General features: G+C 63.2%; 20 protein-coding genes and 2 pseudogenes. 8 read left to right on the top strand and 14 right to left on the bottom strand.

Features of this window, described 5'->3' with window-relative positions:
- The first annotated feature begins 76 nt into the window (after positions 1-76).
- The 8 genes and pseudogenes from radA to ABR948_RS07640 all read left to right on the top strand — a co-directional run.
- The gene (gene radA, locus ABR948_RS07675) at positions 77-1,531 is read left to right on the top strand and encodes a DNA repair protein RadA (RefSeq protein ID WP_428115366.1); all 1,455 of its coding nucleotides are present in this window, start codon (positions 77-79) and stop codon (positions 1,529-1,531) included.
- 159 nt (positions 1,532-1,690) lie between these two features.
- The gene (locus tag ABR948_RS07670; RefSeq protein WP_428115363.1) at positions 1,691-2,320 is read left to right on the top strand and encodes a CvpA family protein; all 630 of its coding nucleotides are present in this window, start codon (positions 1,691-1,693) and stop codon (positions 2,318-2,320) included.
- 24 nt (positions 2,321-2,344) lie between these two features.
- Positions 2,345-3,995 (top strand): annotated as a pseudogene (purF, locus tag ABR948_RS07665) (amidophosphoribosyltransferase).
- Positions 3,996-4,112: 117 nt separating this feature from the next.
- Entirely contained in the window at positions 4,113-4,853 is a 741-nt protein-coding gene (locus ABR948_RS07660) for an SDR family NAD(P)-dependent oxidoreductase (protein WP_428115360.1), read from the top strand.
- A 123-nt stretch (positions 4,854-4,976) separates the two neighbouring features.
- The gene (locus tag ABR948_RS07655) at positions 4,977-6,137 is read left to right on the top strand and encodes an NHL repeat-containing protein (protein WP_428115357.1); all 1,161 of its coding nucleotides are present in this window, start codon (positions 4,977-4,979) and stop codon (positions 6,135-6,137) included.
- 123 nt (positions 6,138-6,260) lie between these two features.
- Positions 6,261-7,487 (top strand): ABC transporter substrate-binding protein, encoded by a 1,227-nt coding sequence (locus tag ABR948_RS07650; RefSeq protein WP_428115355.1) that lies wholly within the window; start codon positions 6,261-6,263, stop codon positions 7,485-7,487.
- A gap of 242 nt (positions 7,488-7,729) precedes the next feature.
- Positions 7,730-8,602, top strand: coding sequence for an outer membrane protein (locus tag ABR948_RS07645; RefSeq protein ID WP_428115352.1), 873 nt, complete (start codon positions 7,730-7,732; stop codon positions 8,600-8,602).
- Between the two features lie 265 nt (positions 8,603-8,867).
- Positions 8,868-9,443 (top strand): annotated as a pseudogene (locus ABR948_RS07640) (AraC-like ligand-binding domain-containing protein); the annotation flags it as partial.
- Between the two features lie 331 nt (positions 9,444-9,774).
- Here ABR948_RS07640 and ABR948_RS07635 read toward each other — a convergent pair.
- The 14 genes from ABR948_RS07635 to ABR948_RS07570 all read right to left on the bottom strand — a co-directional run bounded on the left by ABR948_RS07635 (position 9,775) and on the right by ABR948_RS07570 (position 23,606).
- Complete coding sequence (locus tag ABR948_RS07635) at positions 9,775-11,031, bottom strand: TCR/Tet family MFS transporter (protein WP_428115349.1); 1,257 nt, start codon at positions 11,029-11,031, stop codon at positions 9,775-9,777.
- Positions 11,028-12,413: a ribosome biogenesis GTPase Der gene (gene der / locus ABR948_RS07630; RefSeq protein WP_428115346.1), complete on the bottom strand. Its 1,386-nt coding sequence runs from the start codon at positions 12,411-12,413 to the stop codon at positions 11,028-11,030. Before der ends, ABR948_RS07635 begins: the two co-directional genes overlap by 4 nt.
- 128 nt (positions 12,414-12,541) lie before the next feature.
- Entirely contained in the window at positions 12,542-13,093 is a 552-nt protein-coding gene (locus ABR948_RS07625; RefSeq protein ID WP_428115374.1) for a hypothetical protein, read from the bottom strand.
- Positions 13,094-13,127: 34 nt separating this feature from the next.
- Complete coding sequence (locus ABR948_RS07620; protein ID WP_428115343.1) at positions 13,128-13,781, bottom strand: tetratricopeptide repeat protein; 654 nt, start codon at positions 13,779-13,781, stop codon at positions 13,128-13,130.
- 234 nt (positions 13,782-14,015) lie between these two features.
- Positions 14,016-14,840: a 3-methyl-2-oxobutanoate hydroxymethyltransferase gene (gene panB, locus ABR948_RS07615; RefSeq protein WP_428115341.1), complete on the bottom strand. Its 825-nt coding sequence runs from the start codon at positions 14,838-14,840 to the stop codon at positions 14,016-14,018.
- Between the two features lies 1 nt (position 14,841).
- The gene (locus ABR948_RS07610) at positions 14,842-15,426 is read right to left on the bottom strand and encodes an NnrU family protein (RefSeq protein WP_428115338.1); all 585 of its coding nucleotides are present in this window, start codon (positions 15,424-15,426) and stop codon (positions 14,842-14,844) included.
- A gap of 96 nt (positions 15,427-15,522) precedes the next feature.
- The gene (locus tag ABR948_RS07605; protein WP_428115336.1) at positions 15,523-15,822 is read right to left on the bottom strand and encodes an HdeA/HdeB family chaperone; all 300 of its coding nucleotides are present in this window, start codon (positions 15,820-15,822) and stop codon (positions 15,523-15,525) included.
- Positions 15,823-16,015: 193 nt separating this feature from the next.
- A complete protein-coding gene (locus tag ABR948_RS07600; protein ID WP_428115333.1) occupies positions 16,016-16,627 on the bottom strand; it encodes a UCP034077 family protein in 612 nt (203 codons plus the stop codon).
- A 262-nt stretch (positions 16,628-16,889) separates the two neighbouring features.
- Positions 16,890-18,509 carry a peptide chain release factor 3 gene (locus tag ABR948_RS07595; RefSeq protein WP_428115330.1) on the bottom strand — a complete coding sequence of 540 codons (1,620 nt, stop codon included), beginning with the start codon at positions 18,507-18,509 and terminating at the stop codon, positions 16,890-16,892.
- A gap of 98 nt (positions 18,510-18,607) precedes the next feature.
- Positions 18,608-19,612, bottom strand: coding sequence for an inorganic phosphate transporter (locus ABR948_RS07590; protein ID WP_428115327.1), 1,005 nt, complete (start codon positions 19,610-19,612; stop codon positions 18,608-18,610).
- Positions 19,613-19,626: 14 nt separating this feature from the next.
- A complete protein-coding gene (locus ABR948_RS07585; RefSeq protein ID WP_428115372.1) occupies positions 19,627-20,271 on the bottom strand; it encodes a DUF47 domain-containing protein in 645 nt (214 codons plus the stop codon).
- Between the two features lie 193 nt (positions 20,272-20,464).
- Positions 20,465-21,433, bottom strand: coding sequence for a branched-chain amino acid ABC transporter permease (locus tag ABR948_RS07580; protein ID WP_428115324.1), 969 nt, complete (start codon positions 21,431-21,433; stop codon positions 20,465-20,467).
- A 1-nt stretch (position 21,434) separates the two neighbouring features.
- Positions 21,435-22,298: a branched-chain amino acid ABC transporter permease gene (locus ABR948_RS07575; RefSeq protein ID WP_428115321.1), complete on the bottom strand. Its 864-nt coding sequence runs from the start codon at positions 22,296-22,298 to the stop codon at positions 21,435-21,437.
- 75 nt (positions 22,299-22,373) lie between these two features.
- Positions 22,374-23,606: an ABC transporter substrate-binding protein gene (locus ABR948_RS07570; RefSeq protein ID WP_428115319.1), complete on the bottom strand. Its 1,233-nt coding sequence runs from the start codon at positions 23,604-23,606 to the stop codon at positions 22,374-22,376.
- Positions 23,607-23,618 lie beyond the last annotated feature (12 nt).

The following is a 23,618-nucleotide window of genomic DNA, read 5'->3' as shown; positions in this document are numbered from 1 at the left end:
AGAACAAAAATGGAACAAACCTTCAAGAACCATGCTACGGTGTGGCTCAGTCCCCCGAACCCCGACTCACCCCCCCATGGCCAAATCCGCGCTCTCCTTTGTCTGCCAGAACTGCGGCGCGGCCTATAATCGCTGGCAGGGAAAGTGCGAGTCCTGCGGCGAGTGGAATACGCTGGCCGAGGAGGATACTTCCGGCGCCACCGCGATGCCGCTTTCGGTGCGCTCGCGGCGCAAGGGGCGGGTGTTCAAGCTGGAAAACCTGACCGGCAAGAGCCACGACGCCCCTCGCCTCTCCTCCGGCATGGTCGAGTTCGACCGCGTAACCGGCGGCGGCTTCGTCCGCGGCTCGGTGCTGCTCGTCGGCGGCGATCCCGGCATCGGCAAATCGACGCTGTTGACGCAGGCCACCAGCCTGATGGCGCGGGCGGGCCATCGCGCGGTCTATATCTCGGGCGAGGAAGCGGTGGCGCAGGTGCGGCTGCGCGCCGAGCGTCTGGGCTTGGCCGACGCGCCGGTGCAACTGGCCGCCGAAACCTCGGTCGAGGACATCGTCTCTACCCTTTCCGAGGGCACGGTACCGCGGCTGATCGTGATCGATTCGATCCAGACCATGTGGACCGACACGGTGGAATCCGCGCCGGGCACGGTGACCCAGGTGCGCGCCTCGGCGCAGGCTTTGATCAGATTCGCGAAAAAATCCGGTGCCGCGATCATCCTGGTCGGCCATGTGACGAAAGACGGCCAGATCGCCGGTCCCCGCGTGGTCGAACACATGGTCGATGCGGTGCTGTCATTCGAGGGCGAAGGCTCGCAGCAGTTCCGCATTCTGCGCGCGGTCAAGAACCGCTTTGGCCCCACCGACGAGATCGGCGTGTTCGAGATGACGGGCTTGGGCCTACGCGAAGTCTCCAACCCTTCCGAACTGTTTCTGTCCGAACGCGACCTCGGCAGTCCGGGAACGGCAGTGTTCGCAGGGATAGAGGGCACCCGCCCGGTGCTGGTGGAATTGCAGGCGCTGGTGGCGCCGACCACGCTCGGCACGCCGCGCCGCGCCGTCGTGGGCTGGGACCCGAGCCGGCTGTCGATGGTGCTGGCGGTGCTGGAGGCCCATTGCGGCGTCAAACTCTCCGGCTATGACGTTTATTTGAACGTCGCGGGCGGCCTGAGAATCCAGGAGCCCGCAGCCGATCTCGCCGCCGCCGCCGCCCTGGTGTCGTCGCTGGTTAATGCGCCCTTGCCCACGGACGCCGTGTATTTCGGCGAGATATCGCTGTCCGGCGCGGTGCGGCCGGTGGCGCAGACCTCGGCCCGGCTCAAGGAGGCGGCCAAGCTCGGCTTCGGCCGCGCCGTGCTGCCCGAATCGGCCCGTGGCGAGGTCGGCGGCGACGCCGGTCTGGTGCTCAATACCGTCGGCGGATTGACCAGCCTGGTCGCCGATATCGCCGCGCGCGGTACGCCCAAAGCCAACCGGGAGGGCGCACCGGTGGAGAAAAATGCCACACCCGCGAGATTCCGGCGTCAGGAAGGCTAGCCGGGCGTGACGTTACCCGCCCTCGCCGCTATACAACCCGCGCGCGGTACCGGATGGCGCGATTTCCGGCCTTGCGGGACATGCCATCTCACCGTCACCTAGGACGGCACCGACACGCCGATTCGCGGTTTTGAACTTACGAGCGGACCTGACCAGCCGATGCCGATAACGATCCTCGATCTCGTTCTGCTCGCCGTGATGCTGATCTCGGGCCTGCTCGCGATGGTGCGCGGCTTCATGCGCGAGATTCTGTCGATTGCGGCCTGGGGCACGGCCGCGCTGGTCACGCTTTATGCTTTCTCAAAGCTGCTGCCGACCGCAAAGACTTATTTCAATAACGACACGGTCGCGAGCGTGGTCGTGGTTGCCGGGGTGTTCATCGGTACCCTGATCGTGGTCTCCATCATTACCGTCCGTATCTCCGACATGATCCTGGATTCCCGGATCGGGGCGCTCGACCGTACCCTCGGTTTCCTGTTCGGGCTGGCGCGCGGCCTCCTGATCGTGGTCGTCGCCTTCCTGTTCTTCAGCTGGCTGGTTCCGGACAAGCAGCGGCCGGATTGGGTCACCGGGGCGAAATCCCGGATGGTGCTGCAGGGAACCGGGGATTGGCTGATGTCGCTCTTGCCGGATGACCCCGAGAACACCATCTTAAAGAGATTCAAGAAGAATAAGCCCGATGACGAACAAACTGACACCGATCCGGCGGCGCCGGCTTCAGGTGATGGCTACAGTAAACCTGCCCGCGACAGTCTCAAAAAGCTGATTGAGAAACCCGCGGCCCGTTGATGTCAGGCCAAAAAGAGAGGCGCGATGGACTGCAAACAGAGCCCTTCCGATGACGCCGCCGCACAATACGATCTGGGCCTTGGCGATCTGAGCCTCGAAGATCTGAGTCTTGACGATCCGAGTCTTGACGATCCGAGTCTTGGCCCGATCGACCGCCCGGACCCCTACCTTACCGATGCCGATCTGGATGGCGATACGCTGCGCGAGGAGTGCGGCGTGTTCGGCATTTTCGGCCACCCCGAGGCCGCCGCCATCACCGCGCTCGGGTTGCACGCCTTGCAGCACCGCGGCCAGGAGGCCGCGGGCATCGTCTCCTTCGACGGAGCCCGGTTTCATTCCGAGCGGCGCCTCGGCCTCGTCGGCGACACTTTTTCCCGCCGCGAGGTGATCGAACGGCTGCCCGGCAACGCCGGGCGACACTTTTTCCCGCCGCGAGGTGATCGAACGGCTGCCCGGCAACGCCGCGGTCGGCCATGTCCGCTACTCCACGACCGGCGAGACCATCCTGCGCAACGTGCAGCCGCTGTTCGCCGAACTCAATGCCGGCGGCTTCGCGGTCGGGCACAACGGCAATCTCACCAACGGGCTGACCCTGCGCCGCGAACTGGTGCGGGGCGGCGCCATGATGCAATCCACCACCGACACCGAAGTCATCCTGCATCTGGTCGCGCAATCCAAGCGCAGCCACTTCATCGACCGCTTCATCGAGGCGCTGCGCGCGATCGAAGGTGCCTATTCGCTGGTGTCGCTGACCAACAAGAAGCTGATCGGCGCGCGCGATCCGCTCGGCATTCGCCCGCTGGTGCTGGGCGAACTCGACGGCTGTCCGATCCTGGCGTCGGAGACCTGCGCGCTCGATATCATCGGCGCGAAATATGTCCGCGACGTCGAGCCCGGCGAGATCATCGTGTTCGACGAGCGCGGCGCGCGCAGCCACAAGCCGTTTCCGCCGAAACCGCCGCGGCCCTGCATCTTCGAATACATCTATTTCTCGCGGCCGGATTCGATCGTCGGCGGACGGTCGGTATATGAGGTCCGCAAGGCGTTCGGCGCGCAACTGGCGCGCGAAAGCCATGTCGATATCGACGTGGTGGTGCCGGTGCCGGACTCCGGCGTGCCGGCGGCGCTCGGCTATTCCAGGGAATCGGGGGTGCCGTTCGAACTCGGCATTATCCGAAACCACTATGTCGGCCGCACCTTCATTCAACCGACCCAGAGCGTGCGCGAACTCGGCGTGCGCATGAAGCATTCGGCCAATCGCGCGGCGATCGAAGGCAAGCGCATCATCCTGATCGACGATTCACTGGTGCGCGGCACCACGTCGAAAAAGATCGTCCGCATGATGCGCGACGCCGGCGCCAGCGAAGTTCACTTCCGTCTCGCCTCGCCACCGATCGTTCATCCCGATTATTATGGAATCGATCTGCCGGACCGCGGCGGATTGCTGGCGGCGACGCATAGTCTCGAAGAGATGCGCGAGCTGATCGGCGCGGACACGCTGGCGTTCCTGTCGGTCGACGGCATGTACCGCGCCATGGGCGAACCTGGCCGCGATCCCGCCAATCCGAAATTCTCGGACCACTGCTTCACCGGCGCCTATCCGACGCATCTGACCGACCAGACCCAGGTCGAACCGCAGCCCCGGCAATTGTCGTTGCTGGCCGAGGCGAGCTGACGATTTAGCATTTCGTCATGGCCGGGCTTGTCCCGGCCATCCACGTCTATAAAACCCTCGGCATATGTAAGACGTGGATGCCCGGGACAAGCCCGGGCATGACGGAGAAACCTGTCCATGACCCTTCCCCTTGCCTCCCGCATCGCTCTCGTGTCCGGCGCCTCGCGCGGCATCGGCTATGCCACCGCCCGCGCGCTGGCCAGGGCCGGCGCGCAGGTTGTCGCGGTGGCACGAACGCAAGGCGGTCTCGAAGAACTCGATGACGCGATCCGCAAGGACGGCGGCAGCGCCACGCTGGTGCCGCTCAACCTGAACGATTTCGACGGCATCGCCCGGCTTGGCGCGGCGCTGCATGAGCGTCACGGCAGGCTCGATATTCTCGTCGGCAATGCCGGCGTCGCCGGCCCCTCCTCGCCGCTCGGCCATATCGAGCTGAAGCCGTGGAACGATGTGATGGCGATCAATGTCACCGCCAATTTTCAATTGATCCGCTGCATGGAGCCGCTGCTGAAAAAATCCGATGCCGGCCGCGCGGTGTTCGTCACGTCGGCGGCTTCCAACAAGGCGCTGGCCTATCTTGGCCCCTACTCGGCCTCCAAGGCCGCGCTGGAAGCTCTGGCGCGGGTGTGGGCCAATGAGACGGCATCGACCTCACTTCGCGTCAATCTGTTCAGCCCCGGCCCGATCCGGACCCGCATGCGCGCCACGGTGTTTCCGGGCGAAGATCCGCTGACGCTGGATACGCCGGAGCAGGCCGCGGAATTCATCGTGCCGATGTGCCTGCCGTCCTGGAACGAGACCGGCAAATTCTATGATTACAAGACCCGCACGCTGATGAGTTTTCGCGCGCCGGCGTAACGAGGCGGGCACAGCGCTTCGGCGCAACCGTATTGCCCTTCGCGCAATTGACTCCCGAAGGTCCGCGCTATTCACTGACCGCCAATCGGAAAAATCCGAAGCAAGAAAATACGGGAGAATGCCATGACGCCGATGCCAATTCGCGCCCGCTCGATAGCTGCGCGCGCCCGTCGATCGAGGACCGTTTTCGCCTGCCTTGCCGCCGCCCTCTTGATCGGCGTACCGGCACTTTCGCGCGCCACACACGCCAGCGAGATTCCGAGATTCGCGGTCGACGCATCGTGGCCAAAACCGCTGCCGAACAACTGGATCCTCGGCCAGGTCGGCGGCATCACCGTCGACGCGCAAGGCCACGTCTGGGTCATCCATCGCCCCCGCTCGCTGACCGACGACGAGAAGGGCGCGGCGTTGACGCCGCCGCGCTCGAAATGCTGCGTCTCGGCGCCGCCCGTGCTGGAGTTCGACAGCGACGGCAATCTGCTGCGCGCCTGGGGCGGCCCCGGCGAAGGCTATGAATGGGTCGGGCGCGAACACGGTATCGAGGTCGACGACAAGGGCTTTGTCTGGATCGGCGGCAACGCCGAAAACGACAACGCGATTCTGAAATTCACCCTCGACGGCAAATTCGTGATGCAGATCGGGAAGATCGCGCCGAGCAAGGGCAGCAACGACACCACCCAACTCGGCAAGCCCGCCGAGACCGCCATCGACAAGGAGGCGAACGAAATCTATGTCGCCGACGGCTACGGCAACCGCCGCGTGATCGTGTTCGACGCCACGTCAGGCACCTACAAGCGGCACTGGGGCGCCTATGGCAATCCGCCGAACGACGACAAGCAGGCGGCCTACGATCCGAAGGCGCCGGTGTCGCAGCAGTTCGGCAATCCCGTGCATTGCGTCAAGATCGCCAATGACGGGCTGGTCTACGTCTGCGATCGTATCAATGACCGCATTCAGGTGTTTCGCAAGGACGGCACCTTTGTGAAGGAATGGTTCTACGAGAAGAACACGCTCGGTAACGGCGCGGTATGGGACATCGCGATCTGGCCCGATCCGAAACAGACCTATCTGTTGAGCGTCGATGGCGAGAACAACGAGATCCGGATCCTGAACCGCCAGGATGGCACCGTGGTCGGCAGCTTCGGACACAGCGGCCGCAACGCCGGACAGTTTCACTGGGTCCACGCCATGGCGGTCGACGCCAAGGGCAACGTGTATACCGCCGAGGTCGACACCGCCAAGCGCATCCAGAAATTCAAACTGATCTCGGACGCGCTGCGATAACGCATTGCCGCGCGGCACAAGACGGAGGACAATCGCGAAAATCAGGATTGCCTGGTCGATCAAAACCATGGGTTAAGGCTCCAAAAGAGAGCTGGCCCGGCTTCAACACGTGGAGGATTTCCAATGAGGACGATACTTGCGCGGCGCTACGCCGCGCTTTTTGCATTCGCGGGATTGGCGTTCGCCTCATCCGCGATGGCGCAGGACAAGACGGTGAAGATCGGCGTGCTCAACGACATGTCGAGCCTGTATGCCGACATCGGCGGCGCTAACTCGGTGATCGCGGCGAAGATGGCGGTGCAGGATTCCGGCCTGCCCGACAAGGGCTGGAAGATCGAGGTGCTTAGCGGCGACCATCTGAACAAGCCGGATGTCGGCACCAACATTGCGCGGCAATGGATCGACGTCGATAAGGTCGATGCCATCGTCGATACGCCGACCTCCAGCGTCGCGCTGGCGGTCTCCAATCTGGTGAAAGAGAAGAACGCCATCCTGATCAATTCGGGTGGCGCCAGCGCCGACATCACCGGCAAGGCCTGTACGCCGAACACGCTTTCGGTGACGTACGATACCTACATGCTTGCCAACGGAACCGGCAAGGCGCTGACCCAGGCTGGCGGTGACAGCTGGTTCTTCCTGACCTCCGATTACGCCTTCGGCTACGCGCTGGAACGCGATACCGCCGCTGTCGTCACCGCCACCGGCGGCAAGGTTGTCGGCGGCGTAAGGCATCCGATCAACACCTCGGACTTCTCGTCATTTCTGCTGCAGGCGCAATCATCGAAAGCGAAAGTGGTCGGGCTCGCCAATGCCGGCGGCGACACCACCAATGCGATCAAGCAGGCCTCCGAATTCGGAATTGTCGCTGGCGGCCAGAAGCTCGCGGCGCTGCTGCTTTTCATCAATGACGTGCACTCGCTCGGGCTGAAGACCGCGCAGGGCCTCACATTCACGGAGTCGTTCTATTGGGACATGAACGACCAGACCCGTGAATGGTCGAAACGTCTCCAGAAGCTTTCGCCGAAGGGGACAATGCCCTCGATGACGGTGGCAGGGCTCTATTCGGGGGTGCTGCACTATCTCAAGACGCTGGAGGTGATGGGAGGCAATCCGCATGACGGCGCCAAGGTCGTCGCCAGGATGAAGGAGTTGCCGACCGACGACGTCCTGTTCGGCAAGGGCACCATCCGCGCCGATGGCCGCAAGATGCTTCCGGCCTACCTGTTCGAGGTCAAGAAGCCCGAGGAGTCGAAATATCCCTGGGATTACTACAAGCGCATCGCGACGATCCCGGCGGAGGAAGCCGCAAGGCCGCTCAGTGAAAGCGAGTGTCCGCTGGTGAAGAAGTAGCGGCATATGCAGCCGGCCGGTTTTGCAAGGTCCGGCCGGTTTCTCAGCGAATTCGCGCGGCCGCCATTGCCCAAATCGAGCCCCCTGTCGGCCTCGGCCGCCACGCAGCCTGTCGCCTATTGGCAACAGAACCACTCAATCGTCGAATGGTGACGCCCAGTCCAAGCCGAGTGACGCTCAGTCCAAGCCGATTTTCCGGAACACACTAAAAAGGTGGCTCAGATTGTTCGATAGAGGGCCGCATGACGAAATTTCTTGTTGCGATTTTGGCTGCATCATTTGGCGTCACCTCCGCCTTGGCTGCCGATCTCCCGGTGCGGACCTACACCAAGGCCCCGGTCTACGTCGATCCCGGCTACAACTGGAGCGGTTTCTACATCGGCGGCAACGCCGGCTATAGCTGGGGCAGCGCGGCCACCGATGGCACCCAGACAGGAACGCAGAGCGTCAGCGAATTCACAGCGATTACAAATGTCCTTCTCCTTGGCTTCCCGGTTGTCACGCCACTCGCATCGGTGCCTGTGAGCGGGCGTGCCAACGTCGACGGTTTCGTCGGCGGCGGGCAGGCCGGCTATAACTGGCAGCGCGGAACCTGGCTGTTCGGTCTGGAAGCTGACCTTCAGGGCAGCGACGAGCGCGGCAGTTCTGACGTCTGTCTCGTCGCCGGATGTGCTACCGGCACCGGCCTGTTCACGGCGAACTACAAGCTCGACTGGTTCGGCACCGCGCGCGGCCGCATCGGTATTCTTCCGACCGACCGCGTCCTGCTCTACGCGACGGGTGGTCTGGCCTATGGCGGGTTCTCCGCTACCGCGCCGGCGATCCCGTTGAGCTGGGGAACGACCCACGCCGGTTGGACCGTTGGCGCCGGCGCCGAAGCTGCGATCGATCATCACTGGTCGGTCAAGCTGGAATATCTCTACATGGATCTCGGGGATGTCGGTGACGGCTCCACAACGGCTACGACCGTCGTGACCCAGCCGGGCGTACCGATACGCCACACCACGGTCACGACCACGGCCCTTACCTCGGCCTTCAGCACCCGCTTCACCGACAACATTCTGCGCGTCGGCATCAACTATCGGTTCGACCCTCCGGTGGTCGCGAAGTACTGAGAGCCAAATGCAAATGCCGGGTCGAGCGCAATTTTCTCGCCGGCCCGCTGCCCGAATCTACGCCAGAACACTGGTCAAGGTTGATCCGGTCTGGGAGACCAGTCATCGCGCGCGATTGATATTCCTTTCGCGCCCCGGGACGACAATTCCGAGCAAATCGATCGCAATCTTTTTAACCTGAACCGGGTCTTGTCAACCTGAACCAGGTCTTGCGACGACGCGACTAACCCCTGCTGGAGGTGATAACGCACCAGGGGTCGAAAGCATGCCGGACGATGAAATGAAGAGACTTCGGATCACCACCGAAGCCTTTCATGAAAACGGCGGCATTGAAACCTTTCGCGAGATTTTGGGCCGCGAGGTTCTCGGTATCGAAATAGAGCCCCTTGATGGCGATCCGCTCGATATCGATTTGACGCTGCGGTCGCTCCCGGGTTTCGCCATGGCAGCCGGAACGCTGTCGCCAATGCGCAACCGACATACCACCGCACTTCTCGACAATGACGATGTTGTCCTCGTCGTGATGCAAAGCGGCATCGGCGAAGTGAGCCAGTACGGCCGTGTTGTGACGCTCAACCAGGGCGAAGCCGTTCTCACCGCCAATGGCGCCGAAGCCACATTCACCGGATCCACGCCAACGCGTGTCATCAATTTTCGGCTCAGCCGAAATCTGCTGACGCCTCACATTGCCGATCTCGACGCCCTGGTTGCTCGGCCGATCCCGAAGGACAATCGCGTCTTGCAGCTTTTGGTTGGCTACGCGACGATGCTCGATAATCAGGCAGAACTCGCGACGGCAGAGCTCCGTCACATGGTCGCCACGCATATGCACGGCCTGGCGACGCTGCTGCTCGGTGGCGGCGGCGACCTCGGACTACCCGAACTGGGTCTGCGTGCTGCGCGGCTGAGAGCGATCAAGACTCATATTCTTGGCAAGATCCAGCACCACGACCTGACGCTCGCCGATGTCGCGCGAAGCCAGCAAATCTCGGAAAGCTATATCCGTCAGTTGCTCGCGGAGAACGGAACGACGTTCACAGATTTCGTTCTTGGCGGGCGCTTGCCGTTATGGAACGACGCCGTCGGACATTCGGAAAGCCGCGCAACGCGCGAAAGACGGGTAATTTCATTGCCAGAACGTGCGGACCTTAATGCCCACGCAACAGGGGGCGTCAGGACGCCAACGGTTTCGCTGCCGCCAGCGTGCGCGCGGCGATCACGAGCGCCAGCACCAACAACACCGACGCCAGCAGGAACGGCGCGCCCGGCAGTTTCAGCGGCGCCTCTGCACCAATGAAGTAAGCGAAGATCAGGGTGAACAGAAACGGCCCCAGCAGCTGTGACACGCTCTGCACGCTGGCGGTCGCGCCCTGCAACTGGCCCTGTTGATCCGGCGCCACCAGTCGCGTCATCAGCGCCTGGAGCGCCGCGCCCGCGACGCCCCACAAGGCCATCACGGGAATGCCGAGCCAGAACAGCGGCCCCGTTGTCGCCGTGCCGAAAATCAGAAAGCCGGCGGCGCCGCTGCCAAGTCCCAGCAGCAGCGCGCGGCGCTCGCCGATCCGCCGGACGATCGGGCCGATGCCGGCTCCCTGCACCGCCATCGCGCAGATGCCGACCATGGCCAGCGTCAGGCCGACGGTCCTGGTGTCCCAGCCATACCGGTAGGTCGCGTAGAGCACGAAGGTCGAGGGCAATACCACATGCGCCAACTGGGCGAAGAAATTCGTGATCGATAGTCCCGCGAGAACCCGGTCGGCGCGCAACAGATGCAGCGCGCCCAGCGGATTGGCGCTTTTCCAGCGGAACGGCGAGCGACGATCGCGCGGCAGCGATTCCGGCAGAATCAGCAAACCGTACAGCGTATTGGCGAAACTCAAGCCGGCCGCGACCCAGAACGGCAGCCGGGGATCGACGCCACCGAGCAGCCCGCCGATCGCCGGTCCGAGAATAAATCCGGCGCCGAATGCGGCGCCGACTTTGCCGAACACCGCGGCACGTCGTTCCGGAGGCGTCATATCCGCGATGTAGGCGAAGGCCGTGGAAACGCTTGCCGAGGTGATGCCCGAGATCACCCGGCCTATGAAAAGCCAGATCAGCGACGGCGCCAGCGCCATCAGGACATAATCCAGCCCGAGCCCAAAGTTCGACAGCAGCACCACCGGCCGCCGCCCGAACCGGTCCGACAGCCCGCCCAGGATCGGCGAGAACAGAAACTGCATCAGGGCCCAGGCGGTACCAAACAGTCCGAAGATCCTCGCCGCACTCGCGGTGTCGTTATCGACGAAACTTTCGACGAGCTTCGGCAGGATCGGCATGATCAGCCCGAGCGCGAACATGTCGAGCAGGATGGTGACGAAGATGAACGCCACGGCGGAACTCTGCACCCGCGGCGCTTCGACCACACCAGCGGGCGCCTGTTCGCTCACGATGGCCGCTTGCGCTTGTGGGCGAACGGGTTGGCCTTCTCGCGCAGCGCAATCCGCACCGGCGTGCCCGGAAGCTCGAAAAATTCACGCAGGGAATTGACGAGATAGCGCAGATAGGATTGCGGCACGGCGTCCGCGCGCGAGCAGAACAGCACGAAACTCGGCGGCCGCGCCTTGGCTTGCGTGATATAATTCAGTTTCAATCGCCGGCCCGATACCGCCGGCGGCGGGTTGGAATCCACCGCCTGCTCGAACCAGCGATTGAGCGACGCCGTCGGCACCCGCCGGTTCCATACCGCGTAAGCCTGTTCGATCGCGCTCATCAGCCGGTCGATGCCCTCGCCCATCAGGCCGGACACCGCGACGATTGGCATGCCCCTGACCTGCGGCAGCAGATGGTCGGCGTCGGTGCGCAACGCCGAAACCAGGCTCGACTGGCGCCCCATCAAATCCCATTTATTGACCGCGATCACCAGCGCCCGGCCCTCGCGCTCGATCAGGTCGGCGATCCGCAGGTCCTGTTCCTCGAACTTGTTCTGCGCGTCCATCATCAGCACCACGACCTCGGCGAAGCGCACCGCGCGCAGCGCGTCTGCGACCGAGAGCTTCTCCAGCTTCTCCTCGATCCGCGAGCGCCGCCGCAGGCCCGCGGTATCGAACACGCGAAAGTCCCGGCCCTGCCAGTTGATTTCAACGGAGATGGAATCGCGGGTGGTGCCGGCCTCGGCGCTGGTCAATAGCCGCTCCTCGCCGAGCAGATGGTTGATCAGCGTGGACTTGCCGGCGTTGGGGCGGCCGACGATGGCCACGCGAATCGGGCGTTTGGAGATATCCTCGTCCGGATCGATGACCTCGTCATCGTCGAACTCCTCAGACTCCTCGTCGGGTTCCGGCATCAGGGAGCGCAACGCGTCGTAGAGATCGCTGAGGCCCTCGCCATGTTCGGCTGAAATCTGGATCGGCTCGCCGAGGCCCAGCGCGTAGGATTCCATCGCTCCGGCGTCGCCCTGCTTGCCCTCGCTCTTGTTGGCGACCAAAATCACCGGCTTGCTGGCGCGGCGCGCGAAATCGGCGAAGGCGCGATCGTTCGGCGTCAGGCCCGCGCGCGCGTCGATCACAAACATCAGGGCGTCGGCGAGGCCGATCGCGGCTTCGGTCTGCTCCTGCATCCGCGCGGTCAGCGAACCCTTCGCACCCTCGTCGAGGCCGGCGGTGTCGATAACAGTGAATTCGAGATCGCCAAGGCGCGCCGCGCCTTCCCGGCGATCGCGCGTGACGCCGGGTTCGTCGTCGACCAGCGCCAGTTTCTGCCCGACCAGCCGATTGAACAGCGTCGATTTTCCGACATTGGGCCGGCCGATGATGGCGATCGTGAAGGGCATAAGCGATCCATGCGCGCAGACGATTGAATGAGAGCATTTTCCTGGTGCGAACCGAAATCGACTTGGGGTCGGCTTGGCCGGAAAATGCTTTGTAGAACGCGCGGGTCAATGAGACGAGACGTTGAAAATTAGCGCGTGAAAGTACCGCCTGGCAGCGGCGCCGGGAATGGCGCAGCAGATTGTTGCGTCGGCTGTGCGGCCTGCCCGGCGGGGGCTGACTGCGCGGTCGGCTGATCGGGCGGCGGCGCGGTGGTGCGCTGGCGGACGATCTTCTTGGGCTTGGGCGCCGGCGGCGCGGCCGCTGTCGCATCTTCGTCAGTCGAGGCGGCAGCGTCCGTACCGGCCGCGGCCGGCGGCTTGCTTTTGGATTTGGCGACTTTCTTCGGTTTAGCCTCCTGGGGAGGCGGCGCGGCGGCGGCCGCGGCCTGGGCGTTCTGCTGATCGATCTGCTGCTGCTCGGCTGCGCCCTTGTAGAGGTCCTTCGGGACGCCCTGTTCGAGGCCCGGCACACCTTCGGGGAAAACCGGCTTGCGATCGCCCTGAAGCTTTTTCTTGGTGTCGAGCCAATCGAGCATGTCGGACGGATCCCAACTGCTGATGCCACCGCCAGAACAGCCGGCCAGCGCGCTAGACAGCGCGATGAGGACAGCAGCAGCGATCAGACGTTGCGAGCGGCGCATGGTCGATTTCTCACTCAACTCGTTTTTCCGGCCGTCAGCTCTTCGCGACCGGCGGAAGCAATGCCTGCAGCGCTTCGGCGCGCGAACGCAGGCCTGACGGCGTCTCGCCATCATTGGCAATCAAATCCAGCCACTGCCGCGTGGCTGCGGTATCGTTGGCACGCCAGGCCGACAGCGCCAGCAGTTCACGCGCGCTGTGGCGAAAGGTCGCCTCCGGCGTGGTCGCAGCCTCAAGGCGCTGCAGCATCGTGGGATAGGTCGCCGTGTCCAGCAGCAGTCCGGCGGCGCGGATCCTGGCCAGATCCTGTTCCGTCGCGCCAATGCTGCGATCGGCCGCAATGTCGTCGTACATTTTAACCGCCGCCTGCGGATCCCGGCTGGCGACTTCCGCGGCGGTGCGCAGCCGCGCCAGCATCCGATAGCCCGAGGGCGCGCTCGCGGCCAGCTTGCTGAAGGCCGCTTCGGCCTCGGCATGCTTGTTTTGCTCGGACAGCTCGACGGCGGCGTCGAACGCCGCACCGGCCTCGGCCGCCTTCTGCGCCTCGATATATTGATAGCCGCGCCAACCGCCCACGGCGACAACGATCAGGAGCGCACCGGCGACGATATAGATCGAATACCGGTCCCACAGCTTTTTGAGCTGATCACGGCGGACGTCCTCGTCAACTTCGTCAAATAATTCAGACACTTAAAGATATCCCGTCCCCGATAGGCCGCGCCGAAAGAAAAGCGCGGCCACAAACCTGATCCCCGCGTGGCGGCGGCGATACCCTAGCGATATGGCGGCGGCAAGGCAAAGCCAGCCCTGTCAAAGCGTTAACGATGAGGCGGGCTGGAACTCGCCCAGGTCGGGAACCGCCCGCTACTCCGTTCCTGCCGCGCCGCGATCATCCCAGCTCTTCACAACCCTCCTCAGTTCTCCTCAGGTTTTGGCTTTCATGCCGTAAACATGTTCCGGCCCCGGGAAAGCGCGCGAGCGCACGTCGGTGGCATAGCCCTCGATCGCGGCCTCGATCATCGGGCCGAGATTACCGTAGCGGCGGACGAATTTCGGGGTCCGCGGTGACAGGCCCAGCATGTCTTCCAGCACCAACACCTGACCGTCGCAGGCCGCGCTGGCGCCGATGCCGATGGTCGGAATGGCGATGGTTTCCGTGATCTTCCTGGCCAGCGGTTCGGCGACCGCCTCGACCACGACCGAGAAGGCGCCGGCTTGCGCGATGGCGCGGGCGTCGTTCTCGATCGGCTCCCAGCTGCCCTCCTCGCGGCCCTGGGCGCGAAACGAGCCCAGCGTATTGATCGACTGCGGCGTCAAGCCGATATGGCCCATCACGGGAATGCCGCGCTCGCTGAGAAACGCGATGGTCTCGGCCATCCGCGCGCCGCCTTCGAGCTTCACCGCGCCGCAATGGGTCTCTTTCAGGATTCTCACCGCGGCGTGAAACGCTTGTTCTTTCGAGGCTTCATAGGAGCCGAAGGGCATGTCGACCACGACCAGCGCCTGCTGCGAGCCGCGCATGACAGCGTGGCCCTGCAGGATCATCATCTCGAGCGTCACCGGCACCGTGGTCTCGAACCCGTGCATCACATTGCCGAGGGAATCGCCGACCAGGATAACGTCACAATAGCGGTCGACCAGGGCGGCGGTGTGGGCGTGATACGACGTCAGCATCACGATCGGCTCGGCGTTCTTGCGGGCGCGGATATCCGGTGCAGTCTTGCGCTTGATCGCGGACTGGACTGACATTTCAGCCTCCTATGACGGGAACGCCGATCACGACCGGATGAAACGCGAAAGCCAGCGCCAGATAGGCGACGAGCCCGACGGCCACCGCGATCAGATCGTTGCCGGGACCGCCGACCGGAATCGGTGGCGCCCCGGCGTCGGCCCGGCGCTTGAGTGAGATCCGGTCGAATACCGCCCATCCCAAAAACGAACCGAACAGGATGATCGAGCCGAGGTCGCCGTTGGCGAGCAGATGCGCCGCCGCCCACAGCTTGACGCCCGCGAGCATCGGGTGCTTCAGCGTGGTGTAGATACGGCCGCGAATAAAGGATGCCACCACCAGAATCACGGCCGGCAGCATCAACGCCACGGTAATGTGCTTGAGCGCCTTCGGCGGATCCCAGACATCGATCCAGCCGGTCGCGCGATAATCGGCAAAACCCCAGACGATCAGCGCGAGACCCGACAGCGACAGCAGCGCATAGCCGATCTTGTAGCCGCCCTCGCCCAATGACCCGATCACGCGCGCCCGCAACCCGCGCTGCGCGGGCAGCGTATGGACGCCGAGAAACACGACCAGGCCCAGGATCATCACCGCTAGTCCCATGATGTCCTCCGTTGCAGGGCCGGGTTTGAGGGCATCGGGTACCACTTTAGGGGCGCGGACCGCAATGCGCCAAACGCGCAGGACGGTCCCGTCCACCTAATTGGAAAATGCCTTCTCGGCGGCAGACAGAACATTGTCGCCGGGCTGCTTGGAGCAGTAGTCGGCCAGAGCCTTGGTCCTCTCGGTAAAGTTCACGGGGTCCAGCACGGCAGAGCTTTTCTTGTGCCCGAAATAACCGCTTAACCAGAACAGGAATGGACCGCGATCGGACGCCGGAGTTCTCTGCCAGAACTGCTCACAGCTCATCGTCGAAAAGTCCACCGCCGGCAGCGGTGGTGCCGCCGCCTCGCATACAACGGGCATCAACACGCAGCAGATCGCGATGACGAATTTCATGAGATTTTCCTCCCAAAACTTTGTTTTGTTGTTTTCGGCCTGAGTTGCTTGCGGCGTCACAAGCGTCCCATACCGATGCATTGCCTTAGCGAGTTCTTCGGCTCTCCGGATTTTATACTGCTTGTTGTCCCGACTGCAACGTGGCACGGGCCGCCTCGGCTTCCTGCGCCCGTCAGGGAATAACGGGCGTGTCTCACGGCGTCGCGGACTTCTTGTCCAGCTCGCGATTGTCAACATAGCGGATCGCGATCGGCCGCCCGGCCAGCGCACCACCGAGGCTGCCGGTGAATTTCAGCGGCACGCAGGCGTCAATCGAGGCATTGATCGCCTTGAGATAGGTGTCGCGAACTTCTACCGGTGCGTCCACCGTGGCAAACGTCATGCGCGGGGGGCCGATCAGGTCGCCGGAGCGCTTGAAACTGAAGCGTACCGTCATCTGCATGCCCTCTTTCGCGGACTCCGCTTGCGGCGGCGTCCAGCACGACCGCAACTGCGCAAACAGGTCTCCGATGCTGTCGAGATCATGGTCGGGCTTTTGATATTTCGGGGCGTCATCCTGCGAGGGCACGGTCTGGATCGTGAGCTGCAGGTTCTCGCCATAGGGATAGTTGATCTCGGGAATGCACGGGCCATGATTGAACACGCTGCAGAAATACGGCGTGCACGGCCGTCCATCCAGCACGCTGCAGGGCGTGTGTGAAAACGGGACCGGATTGATTTGGTGCCGATGCCGCGCACCGGCTGTTCCGGCCGCGATCAATCCCGCAATGACGACGATGAGACCGAACCCGATGCGACGCAACATGACACGAGCCCTCGGAGACAGCGCAACCCGTGTCACAAAATGCAGCGCCCGGTCGCCGGTATCAAGCCCGGCCGCGTTCACATCCGCGCGTTCATGACTAAATTCTCTGGCCCGACAGTGCCGCGACCGAGACGAAGCCGTGGCCGTCATCGCCCGCGAAGGCGGGCGATCCAGTATCCGGGAGCCGCAGTGATGGAATCGAAAAGCTGCGGCGTACCGGGTCCCCCGCCTTCGCGGGGGACGACGGTCTCGTGTACCCGCCTCACGCCTTCTTCTTCACGTCCTTGATACTGGAAAAAACGATACCCTCGGCGCGTTCGCGGGTGTAGCCGAGATAGAATTCATTCTTGGCCAGAAATACCGGGTCGCCGTCGACGTCATCGGCGACGCCGGAGCTATTGGCCGCCACAAAGGCGTCGAGTTTCTTGCGGTCGTCGGACGAAATCCAACGCGCCAGCTGAAATTCCGAGACTTCGAATTCCACCGGCAGGGAATATTCAGCGTCGAGCCGCGCCTTCAGCACGTCGAGCTGCAGCGGACCCACCACGCCGACCAGCGCCGGCGCGCCGTCGCGCGGGCGAAACACCTGGACCACGCCCTCCTCCGACATCTGCTGCAACGCTTCCTTGAGCTTCTTGGCCTTCATGGCGTCGGTGAGCCGCACCCGGCGGACGATTTCCGGGGCGAAGCTGGGCACGCCGACGAAAGTGAGGTCCTCGCCTTCGGTCAGGGTGTCGCCGATCCGCAGCGTGCCGTGATTGGGAATGCCGACGACGTCGCCGGCAAAGGCTTCATCGGCCAGCGCGCGATCCTGCGCGAAAAAGAATTGCGGGCTGGAGAGCGACATGTTCTTGCCGGTGCGCACCAGTTTCGCCTTCATGCCGCGGGTCAGCTTTCCCGAACACAGCCGCGCAAAGGCGATGCGGTCGCGATGGTTCGGGTCCATGTTGGCCTGGATCTTGAAAATGAAGGCGCTCATACGCGGCTCCGCCGCCTCGACCTTGCGCAGATTGCTGTCCTGCGCGCGCGGCGGCGGCGCGTAACGGCCGAGCCCTTCGAGCAGATCGCCGACGCCGAAATTGCGCAGCGCGCTGCCGAAATAAACCGGGGTCAGATGGCCCTCGCGAAAGGCCTCGAGCTCGAACGGCTTGCAGGCCTCCGACACCAGCGCAAGTTCCTCCTTGATCGCGCCGACATCGAGATTGGCGTTGCGACCGGCGAGATCGGCGATGTCGATCTGCTGCGCGGCGCCGGTCTTGGCGCCGCCGCCTTCGAGCAGGCGCACGCCGCCGGTGGCGATATCGTAGGTGCCGAGGAAATCGCGGCCGCGGCCGACCGGCCAGGTCATCGGGGTGGTGTCGAGCGCCAGCGTCTTTTCGATCTCATCGAGCAGGTCGAACGTGTCGCGGCTCTCGCGGTCCATCTTGTTGATGAAGGTGATGATGGGAATGTCGCGAAGACGGCACACCTCGAACAGCTTTCGGGTCCGCGCCTCGATGCCCTTGGCGGCGTCGATCACCATGACCGCGGAGTCGACCGCCGTCAGCGTGCGGTAGGTGTCTTCGGAAAAATCCTCATGGCCCGGCGTATCCAAGAGGTTGAAGACCTGGCCCTCGAATTCGAACGTCATGACCGAGGTCACGACGGAGATGCCGCGCTCGCGTTCGATCTTCATCCAGTCGGAACGGGTGTTGCGGCGCTCGCCCTTGGCCTTGACCTGTCCGGCCAGATTGATGGCGCCGCCGAACAGCAGCAGCTTTTCGGTCAGCGTGGTCTTGCCGGCGTCGGGGTGCGAGATGATGGCAAAGGTCCGCCGCCGCGCGACCTCGGCGGCGAGCGGTGAGCGGGACGGTGATTCGGTTGAAAGCGCGAGGTCGGACATCAGCGAGCCTGTGGCAGGGAAACCGGGCCGGATCAAGGAGGATCGGCCCACCCCCATATAAGAATTGTGCGGGCGAACTCCAATCAGGGGATGTCCGGCTATCGCAGCAGCAGCACCGACCAGTAGGCCAGCGCCGCCACGCCGGCCGAGGCCGGGATGGTGATCACCCAGGCGTAGACGATCGAACTCGCCACGTTCCAGCGCACCGCCGAGACCCGCCGCGCCGCGCCGACGCCAACGATGGCGCCGGTGATGGTGTGCGTGGTCGAGACGGGAACCCCGAGCCAGGTCGCGATGAACAGCGTCGCGGCGCCGCCGGTCTCCGCGCAAAATCCCTGCATCGGCGTCAGCTTGGTGATCCGCAGGCCCATGGTGCGGACGATGCGCCAGCCGCCCATCAGGGTACCCAGCGCCATCGCCGCCTGGCAGGCCAGCACCACCCAGAACGGCACAAAAAACTGCTCGCCGAGCTGGCCTTGCGAATACAGCAGCACGGCGATGATGCCCATGGTCTTTTGCGCATCATTGCCGCCATGCCCCAGCGAATACAGCGAGGCCGACGCGAATTGCAGGATGCGGAAGGCACGGTCGACCGCGAACGGTGTCGAGCGCGCCGACGCCCAGGACACGATCGCGACCAGTACCAGCGCCAGCAAGAACCCGACCACCGGCGACAGCACGATCGCGAGCAGGGTTTTCGACAGCCCGCTCCAGACCGCGGCCGAAAGTCCGGCCTTGGCCATTCCGCCCCCGACCAATCCGCCGATCAAGGCGTGCGAACTGGAGGACGGTATCCCCAATCCCCAGGTGATCAGGTTCCAGACGATGGCACCGATCAGGGCCGCGAATATCACCTGCACATCGATGATGCTGGGTTCGATGATCCCGGTGCCGATGGTCTCCGCCACGTTGAGCCCGAACACCAGGAAGGCGACGAAATTGAAGAACGCCGCCCACAGCACGGCATATTGCGGCCGCAGCACCCGGGTCGAGACGATGGTCGCGATCGAATTGGCGGCGTCGTGCAATCCGTTGAGAAAGTCGAACAACAGCGCGACAGCAATCAACCCGACCAGAACCGGAAGACCAAGCGTGGCATCCACTGCGCGGCCCTGCCCTATACCTGTTCGATGACAATGCTGTTGATCTCGTTCGCGACGTCGTCGAACCGATCGGCGACCTTCTCCAGATGATCGTAGATTTCGGCGCCGACGATGAAATCCATCGTGTTGGCGTCGCGATGCTTGAGGAACAGCTCCTTGAGGCCGATGTCGTGGAGATCGTCGACCCGGCCCTCCAGCTTGGTCACTTCCTCGGTGATCGCGGTCAGCATCGCGACATTGTTGCCAATCGACTGCATCAGCGGCAGCGCGCGGCCGACCAGATTGGCGCATTCGACCAACAGCGTCCCGATCTCGCGCATCGGCGGTTCGAAATTTCGCACCTCGAACAGGATGACCGCCTTCGCGGTCTGCTGCATCTGGTCGATGGCATCGTCCATCGACGTGATCAGGTTCTTGATATCGACGCGGTCGAACGGCGTGATGAAAGTTCGGCGCACCGCGGTCAGCACTTCGCGGGTGATATTGTCGGCGTCATTTTCGAACTGGTTGACGCGCTGACAGAATACCGGCGTTTCATCGCCGCCGCGCAGCATGCCCTGCAGCGCCAGCGCCCCCTGCACCACCGTCTGGGAGTGCCGGGCGAACAGTTCGAAAAACCGCTCCTCCTTCGGCAAAAAAAAGCGAAACCAGCGCAGCAACATCGGATGTCCATATCGCAGAAAAGGCCGGCCCAAAGCCGCCCGTCACACAACTGTCATAAAGCATTTCTCGGGAAAGCGCGTGGCGAGCGGTGATCCGGACCGGATCATCCACCGCTTTGTACGGTCGGGAACGGAGCCGGATTTCGCCCCGTCCCGAGCGTTCTCTAGCAAACGTGGTGACCGGCCTTCTTTAGAGCGAGCGCCGGAAATAATGCGCGATCTCGCCGATCACGCCGCGGCGGAACGTCAGCACGCAGACCACGAAGATCACGCCCTGGATCACCGTCACCCACTGCCCGAATCCGGCCAGGTATTGCTGCATTGCGATGATCACGAAGGCGCCGACCACCGGGCCAAACACGGTCCCGAGACCGCCAACCAGCGTCATCAGCACGATTTCGCCGGACATGCTCCAGTGCACGTCGGTCAGCGAGGCGTTCTGCGCGACGAACACCTTCAACGCGCCGGCAAATCCCGCCAATGTCCCGGACAGGATATAGGCGAGCAGCTTGTACTGGTCGGTCTTGTAACCCAGCGAGATCGCCCGTGGCTCGTTCTCGCGGATCGCTTTCAGCACCTCGCCGAACGGCGAATTGATGGTGCGGAAGATGATCAGGAATCCGAACAGGAATCCGGCGACGATGACGTAATAAAGCACCGTGGGCTTGGCGAGATTGAACACCCCGAACAGATAGCCCTGCGGAATGCCCTGGATGCCGTCTTCGCCATGGGTGAACGGCGTCTGCAGATAGATGAAATACAACAGCTGTGACAACGCCAGCGTGATCATCGCAAAATAGATGCCCTGGCGGCGGATAGCGACCAGCCCGGTAATGACGCCAAGTCCGGCGGCGCCCAAGGTGCCAGCGAGAATTCCGAGTTCCGGCGTCAGACCCCAGACCTTCAATGCATGGGCGGTGACATAGCCCGCGGTGCCCAGAAACATCGCGTGACCGAACGACAGCAGTCCGCCATAGCCGATCAGCAGGTTGAAGGCACACGCCAGCAGCGCAAAACACAGCGCCTGCATCACGAAGAAGGGGTAGAGGCCGGTGAACGGCACCACCAGCAACAGCGCGGTCATGATGACGAACGCGATCATCTCGTCATGGATGGCGCGTGGGGTCACCGGAATTGAATCGTCAGTCATCGCCGTCATGTCAGGCCGCCCGTCCCGTCAGTCCCGAAGGTTTCACCAGCAGCACCAGCACCATCAGGACAAACACCACGGTGTTGGAAGCCTCTGGATAAAAATATTTGGTCAGCCCCTCGATCACGCCGAGCGCGAAGCCGGTAATGATCGATCCCATGATCGAGCCCATGCCGCCGATCACCACCACCGCGAACACGACGATGATCAGATCGGCGCCCATCAGCGGGCGCACCTGATTGATCGGCGCCGACAGCACGCCGGCCAGCGCGGCAAGCCCGACGCCAAGCCCGTAGGTCAGCGTGATCATTCTGGGCACGTTGATGCCGAAGGCCCGCACCAGCGTCGGGTTTTCGGTGGCGGCACGCAGATTGGCGCCGAGCCTGGTTCGTTCGATCAGGTACCAGGTGAGCAGACACACGATGAGCGAGAAGATCACCACCCAGCCGCGATAGATCGGCAGGAACATGAAGCCGAGATTCATGCCGCCCTTGAGTTCATCTGGGATCGCATAAGGCAGGCCGGAGGAACCGAAGTAGTTCTGAAACACGCCCTGTATGATCAGCGCCATCCCGAACGTCAGCAGCAATCCGTAGAGATGATCGAGACCGGAAAGCCATTGCAGCATGGTCCGCTCCAGGATCATGCCGAAAATGCCGACCACGATCGGAGCGACGATCAGCGCGGGCCAGTATCCGATTCCGGCCACGTTGAGCAGAAAATAGGCGCAGAACGCGCCCATCATGTACAGCGCCCCGTGCGCGAAATTGATGATGTTGAGCATCCCGAAGATCACGGCGAGCCCAAGACTGAGCAGCGCGTAGAACGAGCCGTTGATCAATCCCACCAGGAGCTGTGCATAGAGAGCTTGCATATCGATCGATCTTTCGCGCTCAATCCCGTTGTCACGCAGAACGGTGCCCGCCGGCGCGAGGCCGGCGGATCGCCGCTATTTCTTCAATAACGCACACTTGCTCTCGGACAGCGGCGTGAACGCCTGGTCACCCGCAACCGTGCCGACCAGCTTGTAGAAATCCCAGGGCGCCTTGGATTCCGAAGGCTTCTTGACCTCGAACAGATAGGCCGAATGGATGGTGCGGCCGTTGGGCTGAATCTCGCCCTTGCCGAACAAGGGATCGTCGGTCGGAATTGACTTCATCTTATCCACGACCTTGACGCCGTCATGCGGATTGCCGCCAAGCGCTTCCAGCGCCTTGAAGTAGTGGATCAGTCCCGCATAGACGCCGGCCTGCACCATTGTCGGGGGCGCACCGTTCTTCATCCGCGCGGCGAATTTCTTGGAGAAAGCCCGGCTCGCGTCGTTCATGTCCCAGTAGAAAGTTTCGGTGAAGCTCAGGCCTTGCGCGGTTTCGAGACCGATCGCCTTGACGTCGGTGATGAACAGCAGAAGTGCTGCGAGCTTCTGTCCACCCTTGACGATGCCGAATTCGGCCGCCTGCTTGATGCTGTTGGTGGTGTCGCCGCCGGCATTCGCCAGCCCGATGACCTTGGCCTTCGACGCCTGCGCCTGCAGCAGGAACGAGGAAAAATCCGCGGTGTTCAAAGGATGCTTGACGCCGCCGACGACCTTGCCGCCATTGGCCGTGATCACGGCGGTGGTGTCGCGCTCGAGCGCAGCGCCGAAAGCGTAGTCCGCGGTGAGGAAAAACCAGCTATCGCCGCCGGCCTTCACCAGCGCCTGTCCGGTGCTATGGGCGAGCATGTAGGTGTCGTAGGTCCAGTGCACGGTATTGGGAGAGCACTGCGCGTTGGTCAGATCCGAGGTCGCCGCCCCCGAATTGATGTAGACCCCGTTCTTTTCCTTGATGACGTTGTTGACGGCAAGTGCCACGCCCGAATTCGGAACGTCGACGATGACGTCGACCTTGTCGACGTCGAACCACTGCCGCGCGAGGGCGGTGCCGACGTCGGGTTTGTTCTGGTGGTCGCCCGAGATCACATCGATCTTCCAGCCCTTGGCGGTCAGACCGGAATCCTCGACCGCCATCTGGGCCGCCAGCGTCGAGCCGGGCCCGCCGAGATCGGCATACAGGCCGGACTGATCGGACAGCGCGCCGATCTTGACGGTCTTGTCTTGCTTGTCTTGGGCGAACGCGACGCTTGTGGCCGCGAAGCTCAGCGCGGTGCCGAGCAACAATGATGCGGCAATCCTGGTTTTCATATCGGTTCCCTC

It is taken from the genome of Bradyrhizobium sp., from assembly GCF_050014615.1.
Lineage (GTDB): Bacteria > Pseudomonadota > Alphaproteobacteria > Rhizobiales > Xanthobacteraceae > Bradyrhizobium.
The sequence above is the reverse complement of the archived record's forward strand: the minus strand, read 5'-3'. Positions and strand labels throughout refer to the sequence as shown.

Bases quoted from the DNA above. Each gene is read 5' to 3' on its own strand.
- radA (WP_428115366.1), top strand. From the start codon at position 77: ATGGCCAAATCCGCGCTCTCCTTTGTCTGCCAGAACTGCGGCGCGGCC.
- ABR948_RS07610 (WP_428115338.1), bottom strand. From the start codon at position 15,426: ATGGGACTAGCGGTGATGATCCTGGGCCTGGTCGTGTTTCTCGGCGTC.
- ABR948_RS07575 (WP_428115321.1), bottom strand. From the start codon at position 22,298: ATGCAAGCTCTCTATGCACAGCTCCTGGTGGGATTGATCAACGGCTCG.
- ABR948_RS07595 (WP_428115330.1), bottom strand. From the start codon at position 18,509: ATGTCCGACCTCGCGCTTTCAACCGAATCACCGTCCCGCTCACCGCTC.
- panB (WP_428115341.1), bottom strand. From the start codon at position 14,840: ATGTCAGTCCAGTCCGCGATCAAGCGCAAGACTGCACCGGATATCCGC.
- der (WP_428115346.1), bottom strand. From the start codon at position 12,413: ATGCCCTTCACGATCGCCATCATCGGCCGGCCCAATGTCGGAAAATCG.
- ABR948_RS07625 (WP_428115374.1), bottom strand. From the start codon at position 13,093: ATGCGCCGCTCGCAACGTCTGATCGCTGCTGCTGTCCTCATCGCGCTG.
- ABR948_RS07600 (WP_428115333.1), bottom strand. From the start codon at position 16,627: ATGTTGCGTCGCATCGGGTTCGGTCTCATCGTCGTCATTGCGGGATTG.
- ABR948_RS07580 (WP_428115324.1), bottom strand. From the start codon at position 21,433: ATGACGGCGATGACTGACGATTCAATTCCGGTGACCCCACGCGCCATC.
- ABR948_RS07570 (WP_428115319.1), bottom strand. From the start codon at position 23,606: ATGAAAACCAGGATTGCCGCATCATTGTTGCTCGGCACCGCGCTGAGC.
- ABR948_RS07660 (WP_428115360.1), top strand. From the start codon at position 4,113: ATGACCCTTCCCCTTGCCTCCCGCATCGCTCTCGTGTCCGGCGCCTCG.
- ABR948_RS07655 (WP_428115357.1), top strand. From the start codon at position 4,977: ATGACGCCGATGCCAATTCGCGCCCGCTCGATAGCTGCGCGCGCCCGT.
- ABR948_RS07605 (WP_428115336.1), bottom strand. From the start codon at position 15,822: ATGAAATTCGTCATCGCGATCTGCTGCGTGTTGATGCCCGTTGTATGC.
- ABR948_RS07670 (WP_428115363.1), top strand. From the start codon at position 1,691: ATGCCGATAACGATCCTCGATCTCGTTCTGCTCGCCGTGATGCTGATC.
- ABR948_RS07645 (WP_428115352.1), top strand. From the start codon at position 7,730: ATGACGAAATTTCTTGTTGCGATTTTGGCTGCATCATTTGGCGTCACC.
- ABR948_RS07650 (WP_428115355.1), top strand. From the start codon at position 6,261: ATGAGGACGATACTTGCGCGGCGCTACGCCGCGCTTTTTGCATTCGCG.